Here is a 14,105-nt window from a genome sequence, read left to right as displayed (position 1 = left end):
GAGGTGGACTCGGCCACGTATCCGAGGACGGCCGGTCCCAGGAGGAGGCCGCTGTAGCCGAACGCCGTCACCATGGCGAGCGCCCGGCCGACTCGCCCGCCCGCCGCACCCACCGCGCTGAACAGCACAGGCACCACCGTGGCCAGCCCCACCCCGGCCAGCGCCCAGCCGCTCCACGCGCACGCCACCCGCACCGACTCCGCGGTGAAGGGCGAGAGCAGGACGAGGACGTACCCGGCGGTGGCGAAGAGCCCGGCGAGCTGGATGGTGCGGACGGACCCGAGCCTGGCCCTGATCGGGTCGCCGAGCAGCCGCACGACCGTCATGGCCACGGAGAAGATCGTGTAGGCGAGTGGCGCCATCGCGGGATCGGTCTCCAGCACCTGGCGGGCGTGCAGCGCGGCCCAGTCGATGGCGGCGCCCTCACTCAGGTGCCCGGCGAACGCGGCCAGCCCGAGCAGCGCGATCAGGCCCCACTTCAGCGCGTCCCCCGGCGCCCGCTCGGGCGAGGCGGACGCGTGCACGGGCGGGTCGGGCAGCAGCAGCCGCGCCGCCGGGAGGTACAGGAACGGCACCACCACGGCCGCCACCACCAGCAGCGACTGCGCGTCCACGCCGACCTGCAGGGCGAGGGAGGTCAGGCCGCCCCCGGCCGCGCCGCCGAGGCTCCAGGTCCCGTGGAAGGCGGAGATGATCGGCCGCCCGTAGCGGCGCTCGACCTCGACGGAGTGGGCGTTCATGGCGACCTCGGTCACCCCCAGCCCGATCCCGAACAGCACCGCCAGCACCATCAGCACCCAGTACGAGGGCGCCAGCGCGGGCCCGAGCAGCACCAGGCCGGAGAACGGCCCGGCGATCCAGCACACCCGCCGGCTCGACCACCTGTCGACCAGGGGCCCGGCGGCCAGCATCGACACCAGCGCCCCCGCCGAGATCAGCAGCAGGACGCTGCCCAGCAGGGCGGGACTGAGGCCGAGCCGGTCATAGAGCGACGGCAGTCCGGCCGCCCACAACCCCATGACAAACCCGGCAAGAAAGAAGAACCCGAAAACTCCGGCACGAGCGCGTCTGGCGTCAATGTGTCTTTTGTTCACGACTAGAGCATAAACTGTGATGGTGAATGGAGCCACGACCAGCGGCGAACTCCGCGCGCACAACCGGGTCAGGCTGCTGCGGGCCGTACACGACTGCGGCGCCACCCTCACCAGGTCGCAGCTGACCCGCGACCTACGCCTGGCGAGGGGCACCGCGTCGGTCCTCGTCGCCGGGCTGGCGCAGGACGGGCTGCTGCACGAGGAGCCGGCCCCCGAGCACGTACGAGGCCGGCCGACGCAGGTGCCCGGCCCGCACCCGTACGGGCCGCTGGCGCTGGCGGCGGACGTGCGCGAGGACGCGTGGGAGCTGGCCGCCTGCGAGCTGGGCGGCCGCGTCACCGTGCTCGACGTCCGTCCGCACGACGGCACCCCGGAAGGCGCGCTCGGGCCCCTGGGCGAGGCCGTCGCCGCTCACCGGCGCCGCCTCCGCCACCGGGTCGTGGGTGCCGGTGTGGCCCTCGCGGGACCGGTACGGCACGGCGGGCTCGTCGACATCGCCCACCTCGGCTGGCGTTCTGTAGAGGTGCCCCGGTTCTTCACGGACGCGCCGATCGTGGGCAACGACACGGCGTTCGCGGCGCTGGCCGAGGCGCGGCGCGGGCGGCTGCGGGACGTCGAGGTGGGCCTGCACCTGCACGTGGACTTCGACCTGGGCGGCGTGCTGATCGTCAGAGGGCGGCCGCTCGGCGGCGCGGGCGGCATGGGCGCCGAGTTCGGCCACATGCCGCTCACCGGCGGCACCCGGCCGTGCGTGTGCGGCGCCGTGGGCTGCTGGGGCATGGACGTCGGCGCCAACGCCCTGCTGCGCCACGTGGGCCTGGCGTACGGCGGCGGCAGGGGCCGCGAGCAGGCCGAGCACGTGCTCGCGACGAGCGAGGAGGCGGTGGCGGCCGGCGCCCGCGCGCTCGGCCTGGGCGTCGCCGCCCTCGTGAACGCGCACGACCCCGAGGTGGTCACGCTGTCGGGCCACGGCGCGGAGTTGTACGAACGTGCCGCCGACTCCCTGCTGGAGACGTACGAGCCCGGTCTCATGGCGATCCGCCGCGACCACCCGCCCCGCATCGAGTGCTCGGCCCTGGGTTGGCGCGGCGCGCTTCTCGGCGCCATGGAGTCGGTCTTCGACGCGTTCCTCACCCCTGAGGGCCTCGATCGGTGGCGCGAAAACCACCTTGACCAGGCCCGCGACACGCCCGAGAGGCAGAATGTGACGCATTCCACCCCGAAGCGGGAAAAAGCGCCATAAGCCACCCTGGCGATGAGCCCAGTAGGCGATCTTGCGGTGGTGGCCCGGCGGGCTGTACCCATGGAAGGACCCAAGGGGCGGAACACTCATGACCGGGGGAAGATCGGCGTGAATCTCGAGCTCGCGCTCCGCATGACCGAGGCGGCCATCAAGCAGGCGGCCAGGGAGGGCGCGACGATCTCCGTCGCGGTCGTCGACCAAGGTGCTCATCTGGTGTCTTTCCAGCGTATGGAGGGTGCGGAGCTGTCCGGGCCGGTGCTCGCGCCGGGCAAGGCGTACACCTCGGTCGTCCTGCGGAGGGCCACCGCGGACCTGGCCTCGCTGACGGCTCCCGGAGGGGAGCTTTTCGGCCTGGCCGGTGACCGATTCATCTGTTTCGGAGGTGGAATCCCGCTGTGGGCGGACTACGGTGAGGGAGAACGCGTGATCGGTGGCATAGGGGTCAGCGGCGGCACGATCGCGCAGGACGTGGCATGCGCCGAGGCGGCCGCGTCGGTGTGGCTGACACGTTGAGCGGGCGCTTTCCGCAACAAGAACCGCCGGCATCCGCCATGATTAGCCACTGCACCACGGGTAACAGGACCCGAACGTGAAACCCCGAGGAGAGAACTGAGATGGCACTTCCCACTCTCACCCCCGAGCAGCGTCAAGCGGCTCTGGCCAAGGCAGCGGAGGCACGTGCGGCCCGCACCGCCCTGCTGGGCAAGGTCAAGGCCGGTGAGATGACATTCGCCCAGCTGCTGGAGCGCGACGACGACATCGCGAAGAAGATCAAGGTGTCCCAGGCGCTGCGCGCCGTCAAGGGCGTCGGTCCCGCCAAGGCGACGTCGCTGATGGAGGAGGCGGGCGTCGACGAGAAGCGTCGCCTCGGCGGCCTGGGCGCCCAGCAGCGCAAGAAGCTGGTCGACGCGCTCGGCTGATCCCCCGAGCGGCCAGGTCCGCGCGCAGGCCGCGCGGACCGGCCAGCGACCCCTCACAGGCCAGGAGGGACCGGAGAGCGGAGCCGCCCCGCTCACCGGCGGGCCGGGCTGAGGGGTTCCACCCCCCAAGGCGCGCCACCCCAGGCGCTCCAGACCCAGGCGCTACAGACCCCGGAAGCGCTCTAGGCCCAGGAAGCGCTCTAGGCCCAAGAAGCGCTCTAGGCCCAGGAAGCGCTCTAGGAACGCAGGTAGGTCAGCACGGCGAGCACCCGGCGATGCTGGTCGCTGTCCTCCGCGTAGAGCCCGAGCTTGTTGAAGATGCTCCGGATGTGCTTCTCCACGGCGCCGTCACTGATCACGAGCTGGCGCCCGATGGCCGGATTGGACTTCCCCTCGGCCATCAGCCCGAGCACCTCGCGCTCGCGGGGCGTCAGCTGCGCCAACGGGTCGTCCTTGCGCCTGCGCACCATCAACTGGGACACCACCTGTGGATCGAACACGGTGCCGCCCGCGGCCACCCGCCGCAGGCCCTCCAAAAACTCCTCCACGTCCACGACCCGGTCCTTCAGCAGGTAGCCCACCGCGCCACGGGCGTCGGCGAGCAGGTCGTCGGCGTAGGAGACCTCGACGTACTGCGAGAGGATCAGCACGGGCGCCCCCGGCACCCTGCGCCGCGCCTCCACCGCCGCCTTGAGCCCCTCGTCGGTGAACGACGGCGGCATCCGCACGTCGACCACCGACACGTCGGGCTTGTGCTCGGCGATCGCCACGACGAGGGCGTCGCCGTCGCCGACGGTCGCCACCACCTCGCAGCCGAACTCCTCCAGCAGCCTGACCAGGCCCTCCCTGATCAGGACCGCGTCATCGGCCACGACTACCCGCACGGCACCTCCGCCACCACGATCGTCGGCCCGCCGTCCGGCGACTTCACGCTCAGCTCCCCGTCCACCGCGCGGAGCCGGTCGGCCAGCCCGGCGAGCCCATGTCCCTTGGCGACGTGTGCGCCGCCGACCCCATCATCCCCGATCGTGAGCATGAGAACGTCACCGATGCGGCAGAGCTGGATCGTGCAGACGGTGGCGCGGCTGTGCTTGGCCACGTTCGTGAGGGTCTCGGCGCAGACGAAGTAGACGGCGTTCTCGACGGCGGCCTGGTAGCGCTCGACGGTCTGCACGTCCAGGTCGACGGGGACCGTGCAGCGCCCGGCCAGGGCGGCGAGCGCGGGCGCGAGGCCGCGGTCGGACAGGATGGGCGGGGCGATGCCGCGCGAGAGCGCGCGCAGCTCGTCGAGCGTCTCCCGGGTGGCGCTGATCGCGGACTTGAGCGTGGCCTGCGCCGCCTCCGGGTCCTTGGCGAGCTGCCGCTGCGCCCTGGACAGCTCCATGGCCAGCGAGACCAGGCGCTGCTGCGGCCCGTCGTGGATGTCGCGCTCCAGCTTGCGCAGCGCGTTGGCCTCGGCGGAGACGGCGGCGGCGCGGCCCTCGGCGAGGTCGTCGATGCGCTCCTGCAGCTCGGCCACGCCGGTCAGCAGCGCCCGGCCGAGCCCGGCCCTGATCAGCGCGGCGGCCCGCACCATGAACGGCATGATGATCGCGAACACCAGGCCGCCGGAGACGTAGAAGACCGAGTTGACGAGGTAACCGTCACCGAGGCCGAGCAGTTCGGGCAGCTCAGTGTTGCCCGGGATGCGGGAGAGGACGATGCCGTACACCGGCCAGGTCAGCCCGATCAGGGGGACCGCCCAGAACACCACGGTGAGCACGAACGACAGGATCGCGAACGGGAACACCAGGATGCCGTGCAGCAGGTCGAGCCAGGACTGGCCGTTCGTCATCGGGTTGACCAGCCGGCGGAACCGGCCCGCGCCGGGCGGGGCCGGACGGTAGCGCGGCCGCACGGGCGGGCGCTTGAGCACGTCGGACAGCCAGCCGCGCTCGGCGTCCGCGAACCCGCGGGCCACCAGCAACGTGCCCACCAGTAGCGGTATGCCGATCCACACGACCGCGGTGCCCAGGCCGGCGGCCAAGCCGGCGATCATGAGCACGAAGCCGATGACGGCCGTGGGAAAGCCGACCAGCGTGTAGCGGCTGTCGAGTAGGACCTGCCTCATCAGGGAGCGCATGGCCTTCACGGTAGGGCCTCGGCCCGCCGGGGACGAGCGGGTGCGCAGGTCTCCGGAAGTAGGGCCAGCCCTACCCCCGATGGTGCGGGGATGTCGACCTCAAGAGGGCGGCTCGCGGCAATGTGCCGTGACGCCAGGCACGGAAGCCTTGAGCCATCCGCTCCCCCGCGAATCGAGGGCCCCATGACCGTCCTGCTTGACCGCCCCATCGCCCCAGCCGTGGAGCCACGCCGCACCCGAGGCGCGCGTACGGCGGGTACGGCGGCGCGGGACCCGTTCATCGACCTCCTGCGCGTGTTCGGCATGGCGCTCATCGTCTTCCAGCACTGGACGATCCCGGTCCTGTCGTATGACGGCACGACGCTGACCACCGGGAACGCGTTGTCGACGCCCGGCGTGTGGGTGGTGACCTGGATCAGCCAGGTGATGCCCCTGGTGTTCTTCGCGGGCGGCGCGGCGAACGCGATCAGCTTCGGGCGGACGGGCGAGACCGCGCCGCGGTGGCTGGCGGTGCGCCTGCGGCGGCTGGCCTGGCCGCTGTTGCCGCTGGCCGCCGTGTGGCTCCCGCTGCCCCACCTCCTGCTGGCGCTGGGCGTGCCCGAGCAGCCGCTGTCGGTGGGCGCGCGGCTGACCGGCCAGTTGCTGTGGTTCCTCGCCGTCTACCTGATCGCCGTCACGGTCACCCCGTACGCGCTGCGCCTGCACGAGCGGTACGGCCTGCGGGTCCCCGCCGTGCTGGCCGCCGGGGCGGTGCTGACGGACGTGGCGAACTTCTCGACCGGGTTCGAGGCCGTGGGCTACCTGAACATCGTGTTCGTCTGGCTGGCCGTGCACCAACTCGGCTTCTTCTACGCCGAGGGGCGGCTGTCCCGGCTCCGCTGCCAGTGGCCGCTGGCCGTGGGCGGGTTCGGCGCGGCGGCGCTGCTGGTGGCCTTCGGTCCCTACCCGGGCAGCATGATCGGGCTTCCCGGCGCCGAGGTGTCGAACATGGCGCCTCCCACGCTCGCCATGCTGGCCGTGTCCGCCGGGCAGATCGGGCTGGCCATGCTGCTGCGGCCGTGGCTGGTGCGGCTGCCGCTCCGCCGAGTGCTGGCCTGGGCGGGGCCGCGGATCATGACGGCGTACCTGTGGCACATGCCGGCCCTGTTCACGGTGACCGGAGTGGTGGTGGTCCTGTTCGGGGTGGACACGCCGGCGCCGGGCAGCGCGTTCTGGCTGGCCGGGTGGCCGGCCTGGTTCGGGCTGCTGTCCCTGGTGATGTGGCCGCTGATGAAGGGGTTCGCCAGGTTCGAGACGCCGCCCGCGCTGCCGTACGGTAAGGGTGGGTGGGGTTCAGCGCTCACGGCGACCGTGCTGGTCGGCGCGGGGGTGCTGACGCTGACGGTGGTCGGGTTCGCGCCCGGCGGCGCGCCCTTCCTGGCGGTGCTGGCGCTGCTCGGCGGCCTGCTGATGACGGCGCCCAGGGCCCGGCTGTGAGGATGCGAAACACCGCCGTCATCCGCTGTTGGGGAGAATCTGATGGCATGACCAAGATTCGTGCCCTGTCCGAGGCGGATCTGCCCGCCGTCGGCGAGATCTACGCCCATTACGTGACCGCCACGGCGGCCACGTTCGACGAGACGCCGCCGGGGCTCCAGGAGTGGCGGGCGAAGGCGGAGGGGATCGCGCGGGCGGGGCTGCCGTTCCTGGTGGCCGAGGTGGACGGCGAGGTCGCCGGCTACGCGTACGTCGCTCAATACCGCCCCAAGCCCGCCTACCGGCACACCCTCGAGGACACGATCTACCTGGCCCCCGGCCGCACGGGACGCGGGCTCGGGCGGCTGCTGCTCGGGGAGCTGATCGCGAAGCTGAGCGGCACGCGGGCCCGCACCCTCGTCGCGGTGATCGCCGACTCCGGCGACCCGGCGTCGGCGCGGCTGCACACGGCGTTCGGATTCGAGGAGGCGGGCAGGCTGAAGGCGGTGGGTTTCAAGCACGGCCGCTGGATCGACACCGTGCTGCTGCAACTCGACTTGACGAAGTGACCCGCCGGCGGTTCGACCATTGGGCAAACTTCGGCAGGATAGAGGTGTGAGCCTACTCGTTGACCGCCTGCCCGAAGAGATCGACGCCGATCCCGACGCCATCTTCGACGCGTTCGTCGCCTGGAACGCCGAGCGGGGGCTCACCCTCTATCCCGCCCAGGAGGAGGCCCTCATCGAGGTCGTCTCCGGCAGCAACCTGATCCTGTCCACGCCGACGGGCTCGGGCAAGTCGCTGGTCGCCGCGGGCGCCCACTTCGCCGCGCTGACGCGGGACATGCGTACCTTCTACACCGCGCCGATCAAGGCGCTGGTGTCGGAGAAGTTCTTCGACCTGTGCGCCGTCTTCGGCACCGAGAACGTCGGCATGATGACCGGCGACGCCAGCGTCAACGCCGGCGCGCCGATCATCTGCTGCACGGCCGAGATCCTGGCCAACGTGGCGCTGCGCGACGGGGCCGCGGCCGACATCGGCCAGGTCGTGATGGACGAGTTCCACTTCTACGCCGATCCCGACCGCGGGTGGGCGTGGCAGGTGCCGCTGCTTGAGCTGCCCGGCGTGCAGTTCATCCTGATGTCGGCCACGCTCGGCGACATGTCGATGTTCGAGCGCGACCTGACCCGGCGGACCGGCCGTCCGACCTCGGTGGTCAAGCACGCCGAACGCCCGGTGCCGCTGGTCTACTCCTACCGGATGACGCCGCTGCACGAGACGCTGGAGGAGATGCTCAGCACCGGCCAGGCGCCGGTCTACGTCGTGCACTTCACGCAGGCCGCCGCGATGGAACGCGCGCAGGCCCTCATGTCGATCAACATGGCGACGAAGGCCGAGAAGGAGGCCATCTCGACCTTGATCGGCGGGTTCCGGTTCACCACGCGGTTCGGCCGGGCGCTGTCGCGGCTGGTCAAGCACGGCATCGGCGTGCACCACGCGGGAATGCTGCCGAAATACCGGCGGCTGGTGGAGCGGCTCGCCCAGGCGGGCCTGCTGAAGGTCATCTGCGGCACCGACACCCTGGGCGTCGGCGTCAACGTGCCGATCAGGACGGTGCTGTTCACCGCCCTGTCGAAGTACGACGGCAACAAGGTGCGCCGCCTGCGCGCCCGCGAGTTCCACCAGATCGCCGGCCGGGCCGGCCGGGCGGGCTTCGACACGATCGGCTACGTCGCCTGCCAGGCCCCCGAGCACGACGTCGAGAACGCCAAGGCGCTGGCCAAGATCGGCGACGACCCCAAGCGGCGGCGCGGCTACGCACGCAAGAAGCCGCCGGAGGGGTTCGTGGGCTGGAGCGCCGACACCTTCGAGAAGCTGCAGCAGGCCGAGCCCGAGCCGCTCAACTCGCGCTTCAAGGTCAGCAACGCCATGCTGCTCGCGGTCATCAACCGGCCTGGCGACTGCTTCCAGGCGATGAAGCACCTGCTGACCGACAACCACGAGGACCGCAAGTGGCAGCGCCGGCACATCAGCCAGGCCATCGCCGTCTACCGCTCGCTGCTGGCCGGCGGCATCGTGGAGCAGTTCCCCGAGCCGGACGAGACCGGCCGCAGGGCCAGGCTGACCATCGACCTGCAGGAGGACTTCGCGCTCAACCAGGCGCTGTCGACGTTCGCGCTGGCCGCGTTCGACCTGCTCGACCGCGAGTCGCCGTCCTACGCCCTCGACCTGGTCTCGATCGTGGAGTCCATCCTCGACGACCCGCGCCAGATCCTGTCCGCCCAGCTCAAGAAGGCCAGGGGCGAGGCGGTCGCGCAGATGAAGGCCGACGGCATCGAATACGAGGAGCGGATGGAGCAGCTCGCCGAGGTCATGTACCCGATGCCGCTCGAAGACCTGCTGCTCGGCGCCTACGAGACCTACCGGCGGGGTCATCCGTGGGTGGGCGACTACACGGTCAGCCCCAAGTCCGTCGTACGCGACATGTACGAGCGGGCCATGACGTTCGGCGAGTACATCCAGTTCTACGAGCTGGCCCGGTCCGAGGGCACGGTGCTGCGTTACCTGGCCGACGCCTACCGCACGCTGTCGCGTACCGTGCCGGAGCATCTCAAGACCGACGACCTCGTCGACCTGATCGAGTGGCTCGGCGAGATGGTGCGTCAGGTCGACTCGTCGCTGATCGACGAGTGGGAGAAGCTCACCAACCCGGCCGCCGCGCTGGAGCAGCAGGAGCAGCTCGAGACCAAGGTGCGCCCGGTCACCGCCAACCCGCGGGCCTTCCGCGTTCTGGTGCGCAACGCGATGTTCCGGCTGGTCGAGCTGTGCGCCATCGAGAAGGAGGAGGAGCTGGCCGAGCTCGCTCCCGACGTCGACTGGGGTGCGGCGCTGGACGCGTACTACGAGGAGCACGAGGACATCTTCACCGACGCCGACGCGCGCGGGCCCGCGCTGCTGCGGATCGAGGAGGAGAGCGGGCTGTGGAAGGTGCGGCAGACCGTCAAGGATCCGGCCGGGGACGGTGACTGGGGCATCGACGCCCAGGTCGACCTGGCCGCGTCCGACGAGGAGGGCCGCGCGGTCCTCCACGTGATCGGGCTCAACCGGCTCTGAGAGCCGGTAACGACAAGCCGTGTGCCGGAACGGACTGGCAAGGGCGCCCCGGCACACGCCTGTCGATTCAAGTTTCTCGCGGGGAAGTTCGAGGTCTTGTCATGGCCATGTCCCAAGGTCGAGACATTTGGTCAGCTTCTCGGCCGTAAACGACCGAGCTTGCAGCTCCTCGCCGTCGATGGCTTCGACGGTCCGGTCCGCGTCAGGCAGCGTGACTCACTGCCCAGCCCGCCACACCGCGTGCGGCGATGTTGCGGGCTGCGTTGACGTCGGCATGCTCAGCGAAGCCGCACGACGTACAGAGGAAGGTTTCCTGGTCGGGCCGGTTGGCCCGTTCGGTATGCCCGCAGGCCGAGCATTGCTGGCTGGTATAGGCCGGATCGACGCGGATAAGAGCGATCCCGGCCCGTCGGGCCTTGTAGGCGATGAAGCTCCCGAGCTGTTGGAAGCTCCATGAGTGCAGGGTGACCCGCTGGGGTTTGCGGAGCCGTACCCGGTCGCGGATGCCCTGGAGGTCTTCCAGGGCGATCCCTTGGCCGGTGCGTCTTCGCGGTTGCGGTGGCGGACGGCGTTCAGGCCCTTGCCGCTGTGCCGGGTACCGTCGCCGGTGGTGGCGATGTTGGCGATGCCCAGATCGACGCCGAGGAAGCCTTCCGGTTCGGTCACCGGCACGTCGGGGACCTCGCAGGTCGCATACAGATACCAGCCGCCGTCTCGGGCAACCAGATCCGACTCGCCCTTGCGACGGGCGGCCAAGGTCTTGAGCTGCTCAGGCGAGCCGGTGAACGCGACATTCTTCAACCGCCCGCAGGTGGTCCAGATCGACACTGTTCGCGCCTGCATCTGCCAGGACAGGCACCGATCGTCGTAGGGCTGGGCCGCGTCCGGCCGGAAGGTGATCGGCCTGCTCTCGGCCCTGGTCCTCCGCTTGGCCCCTGGCGCGCCCAGGTTTCCGGCCCTGAGGTTGGCGTGGAACGTGCGGTAGGCATCGGCGACCTTTTTGATCACATGCTGGGCGGCCTGCGCGGCCAGCCCGCACTCGGTCTTGATTCGATCATAGGTGTGTTCGCGCAAGTCGTAGTTGCGGAAGCACCGCTGGTCGAAGGCAACCGCGGAGACCAGGTCAGCGGCCGTGTTGACGGAGTGCAGGGTCGCCTCCAGCGCCGCTGCCTGCTCGGGCGTCGGCAGGAGTTTCACCTGCACCACCAGCTTCACAATCGAACACACTATCATTCGGTCCATGTCACCGCGATGGGAACCGAATCCGGATATCCGGAGGGGCCGGAGCGTCGTCCACAGCCTTCATGCCCACTTGGTCTTCACGCCGAAGTACCGGGGCGAGGTGTTCACCGACGAGATGCTGCGCCGCTGTGAAGACATCATGATCGAGGTATGCGACAACTTCGGCGCCGTCCTGGTCGCATTCAACGGCGAGCACGACCACGTCCACCTGCTGGTCCACTACCCGCCCAAAGTCGCCCTGTCGGTCCTGGTCAACTCCCTCAAAGGCGTCTCGGCCCGGCTCCTGCGCAAAGAGTTCGGCCCGCACGTCCGCCCATATCTGTGGGGCGGGCACTTCTGGTCTCCGTCTTACCTCGCCGCGTCCTGTGACGGCGCCCCGCTGTCGATCATCAAGGAGTACATCGAGAACCAGAAACGGCCGGGCTGAGTAGCTCACGTGGACCAACTGTCACGGCACCACTCGGGCCTGGAGGCCCTCCCGCGCTGCCGTTTCCTCCCGGGCGTAAACGCCCGGGGTTCCACGCCAGATCACGCTGAAATCAGCGATCGGCGATGCTACGGGACCGCCATTCATGGTGCGAAGAGCGTGGGACTGCCCGCTTCGACGACGAAGGAGCCTGAGGTGTACGCGGTGGCGCCGGGCGTCGTGACGCGCGGCAGGGAGCGGAAGTCGACCGCCATCTCCCGCTGGGTGAGCCGGGCCTGCACGTAACCGCGGCGGCCGTTGAAGAACTTCACGTGCGGGTTCTCCGCCAGCAGGGCCGCCGTGTTGGGATACTCGTCCAGGCCGTCGCCCGCGCTCGTCACCGAGGTGGTGACCAGCTCGACGGCCACCGGCTTCGACTCGGGGTCCCTGAAGTCCCGCCTGACCTCGCCCGCCCAGTGTGAGTGCACGTCACCGGTCAGTACGACGCCGTTGCGGCCGTACCTGTCGATCGCGGCGGCCAGGCGGTCGCGGGAGGCGACGTAGCCGTCCCAGCCCTCGTTCGAGTAGCCCTCTCCCGCGCCGTTCACCCAGTCCATCTCCATGAGGAACACCTGCTGGCCGAGCAGGTCCCAGGTGGCGCGCGAACGGCTCAGCTCGCCGTCCAGCCACTCCTCCTGCGCCTTGCCGAGGATCGTCCTGCCGGGCGCGAAACGCTCCACGCATTCGGGGCCGACCGTGCCCGCGCCGTCGGCGCAGGCGTACGGGTCGCGGTACTGGCGGGTGTCGAGCAGGTGCAGGTTGGCGACCGCGCCCCACCGCAGGCTCCGGTACATCCGCAGCCTCGTCCCCTCCGGCTTCTGCGCGCGCCGCAGCGGCATGTTCTCGTAGTACGCCTGGAACGCGGCCGCCTGGCGGCCCGGCTCCAGTTCGCCGCCCATCCAGGCGTTGGCGATGTCGTGGTCGTCCCAGACCACGGCCCACGGTGCGACGGCGTGCGCCAGCCGCAGGTCAGGGTCGGACTTGTGCTGGGCGTGGCGCAGGCGGTATCCGGCCAGGTCGAGGCATTCGCCGCCGGCCTGGTCGCGTACCGGGTGCTGATAGGGGCCGTACTCGTAGACGTAGTCGCCGAGGAAGGCGATCAGGTCGGGCTCGTCCTCGGCCATCCTGCGGTACGCCGTGAACCAGCCGGACTGGTAGTCGGCGCAGGAGGTGAACGCCAGGTTCAGTGCGCGGGTGCGGGTGCCGGGGGCGGGGGCGGTGAGGGTACGCCCGATCGGGCTGAGCTCTCCGTCCGCCTTGAAGCGGTAGAAGTACTCGGCGCCGGGCTGGAGGCCGTCGAGCTCGACGTGGACGCTGTGGGCCTCGTCCGGGACGGCTTGTTCGGTGCCGCGGCGTACGACATGTCGGAAATTTTCGTCTTTGGCGAGCTGCCAGTGGACCGGGACCGGCCGGCTGGGCATGCCGCCGAGGCCGTCGGGGGCGGTCGGCTCCATGGCCAGCCGCGTCCACAGGACCACACCGCCGGGCGTGGGCTCACCGGAGGCGACGCCGAGTCGGAAGGGGTCGGACAGAGGGGCACGCCTGGGCAGGGCGGACAGGCCCAGGCTCAAGCCCCCGGCGAACAGAGCGCGCCGGGTGATCAATTGAGGTCCTTGGTCGGGGGTGGCGTTGCCTTCGGCCGACAGCCTGCTGGGCGCCCTGCCTCGGGGGGTGTTCGCCGGGGTACCTCCCGCTGAAGACCTGGTGAAGTCTCTCCTCACCTCGCCCCGGACCGCGGCGTCGTGCCGTGGGCGCGCGAACGATCAGTCGTGCCGTGAGCGCCCGAACGATCAGGGGCGGACGCGGGCCCGGTAGTCGCGGGGCGGGAGGCCGTACTCCCTTCTGAAGGCCCGGCTGAAGTGGAACGGGCTGACGAACCCCGACGCCGCCGCCACCTGGCCCACGTCCAGGTCCGTCACCTCCAGGAGGCTCGCGGCGTGGCGTACGCGCGCCTGCCGTACGGCCTGCATGGGGGTCTGACCGGTCTCCTCGGCGAACAGGTGGGCGAAGCGGGAGGGCGAGAGCGCGACCGCGCGGGCGAGGGAGGCGACGGAGTGCGGGGCGCCCGGCTGGGCGGCGATGATGGAGAGGGCACGGCGTACCCGCTCGTCCCCCTCGTCGGTACGGCCCTCGGGGCGCGCGGAGGCGGTGGCCAGCACCAGCACCTCCTCCACCGCACCCATGACGAGCTCCCGCGCCGGCCCCGCCACGACCACGGCCGGCACCCGCGCCTCCCCCACGCCCGGCGCCCGTCCACCAGCGAGAGCCCCCTGCTCCGGAGCGTCGCCAGAAGCGGGCGTCTGGCCGGCACTAGACGGCCGATCGTCGGGGACGGGCGGCCGATCGGCGAGAGGCGCCGGATCGGCGGAGGCGGGCGTTCGGTGGACGGCGAGAGACGGCGGATCGGCGAGGGCGAGCTTTCGGTGGGCGGCCGGGGGCGTTGGGGAGG

The 14,105-nt window shown here is 70.8% G+C and carries 12 protein-coding genes and 1 pseudogene; 7 read left to right on the top strand and 6 right to left on the bottom strand.

Translation table 11 applies throughout. The annotated features are described in order from the left end of the window. Positions 1-1,094 (bottom strand): MFS transporter (locus tag ITP53_RS47035; protein WP_328818063.1); only part of this gene is annotated, 1,094 nt, incomplete at its 3' end. 19 nt (positions 1,095-1,113) lie between these two features. Here ITP53_RS47035 and ITP53_RS47030 point away from each other — a divergent pair. The 3 genes from ITP53_RS47030 to mihF all read left to right on the top strand — a co-directional run bounded on the left by ITP53_RS47030 (position 1,114) and on the right by mihF (position 3,257). Continuing rightward, positions 1,114-2,337 (top strand): ROK family protein, encoded by a 1,224-nt coding sequence (locus ITP53_RS47030; protein WP_207757420.1) that lies wholly within the window; start codon positions 1,114-1,116, stop codon positions 2,335-2,337. Between the two features lie 108 nt (positions 2,338-2,445). Further along, positions 2,446-2,850, top strand: coding sequence for a GlcG/HbpS family heme-binding protein (locus ITP53_RS47025; RefSeq protein ID WP_195901977.1), 405 nt, complete (start codon positions 2,446-2,448; stop codon positions 2,848-2,850). Positions 2,851-2,951: 101 nt separating this feature from the next. Beyond that, positions 2,952-3,257 (top strand): integration host factor, actinobacterial type, encoded by a 306-nt coding sequence (gene mihF / locus ITP53_RS47020; RefSeq protein WP_195901976.1) that lies wholly within the window; start codon positions 2,952-2,954, stop codon positions 3,255-3,257. 236 nt (positions 3,258-3,493) lie between these two features. Here mihF and ITP53_RS47015 read toward each other — a convergent pair whose 3' ends face one another. Next, positions 3,494-4,141 (bottom strand): response regulator, encoded by a 648-nt coding sequence (locus ITP53_RS47015; RefSeq protein ID WP_195901975.1) that lies wholly within the window; start codon positions 4,139-4,141, stop codon positions 3,494-3,496. Beyond that, positions 4,132-5,379, bottom strand: coding sequence for a sensor histidine kinase (locus ITP53_RS47010; RefSeq protein ID WP_195901974.1), 1,248 nt, complete (start codon positions 5,377-5,379; stop codon positions 4,132-4,134). Before ITP53_RS47010 ends, ITP53_RS47015 begins: the two co-directional genes overlap by 10 nt. Before the next feature lie 183 nt (positions 5,380-5,562). Here ITP53_RS47010 and ITP53_RS47005 point away from each other — a divergent pair, with 183 nt between their 5' ends. The 3 genes from ITP53_RS47005 to ITP53_RS46995 are packed head-to-tail and all read left to right on the top strand — an operon-like array spanning position 5,563 to position 9,948. Then, positions 5,563-6,855 (top strand): acyltransferase family protein, encoded by a 1,293-nt coding sequence (locus ITP53_RS47005; RefSeq protein WP_195901973.1) that lies wholly within the window; start codon positions 5,563-5,565, stop codon positions 6,853-6,855. A 47-nt stretch (positions 6,856-6,902) separates the two neighbouring features. After that, positions 6,903-7,403 carry a GNAT family N-acetyltransferase gene (locus tag ITP53_RS47000; protein ID WP_195901972.1) on the top strand — a complete coding sequence of 167 codons (501 nt, stop codon included), beginning with the start codon at positions 6,903-6,905 and terminating at the stop codon, positions 7,401-7,403. Between the two features lie 46 nt (positions 7,404-7,449). Next, the gene (locus ITP53_RS46995) at positions 7,450-9,948 is read left to right on the top strand and encodes a DEAD/DEAH box helicase (RefSeq protein WP_195901971.1); all 2,499 of its coding nucleotides are present in this window, start codon (positions 7,450-7,452) and stop codon (positions 9,946-9,948) included. A gap of 202 nt (positions 9,949-10,150) precedes the next feature. Here the strand turns inward: ITP53_RS46995 and ITP53_RS46990 are convergent. Next, positions 10,151-11,181 (bottom strand): annotated as a pseudogene (locus ITP53_RS46990) (RNA-guided endonuclease InsQ/TnpB family protein). Positions 11,182-11,188: 7 nt separating this feature from the next. Here ITP53_RS46990 and tnpA point away from each other — a divergent pair. Then, a complete protein-coding gene (gene tnpA / locus ITP53_RS46985; protein WP_195901970.1) occupies positions 11,189-11,617 on the top strand; it encodes an IS200/IS605 family transposase in 429 nt (142 codons plus the stop codon). A gap of 143 nt (positions 11,618-11,760) precedes the next feature. Here the strand turns inward: tnpA and ITP53_RS46980 are convergent, their stop codons facing one another. Beyond that, entirely contained in the window at positions 11,761-13,260 is a 1,500-nt protein-coding gene (locus ITP53_RS46980) for an alkaline phosphatase D family protein (RefSeq protein WP_207757417.1), read from the bottom strand. Between the two features lie 186 nt (positions 13,261-13,446). Then, positions 13,447-14,105: helix-turn-helix domain-containing protein (locus ITP53_RS56570; RefSeq protein WP_207757416.1), on the bottom strand; the 659-nt coding region annotated here is incomplete at its 5' end.

The organism is Nonomuraea cypriaca (assembly GCF_015645445.1).
Classification (GTDB): domain Bacteria; phylum Actinomycetota; class Actinomycetes; order Streptosporangiales; family Streptosporangiaceae; genus Nonomuraea; species Nonomuraea cypriaca.
Note: the sequence above shows the minus strand (reverse complement) of the source record. Positions and strands in the feature narration are given on the sequence as shown.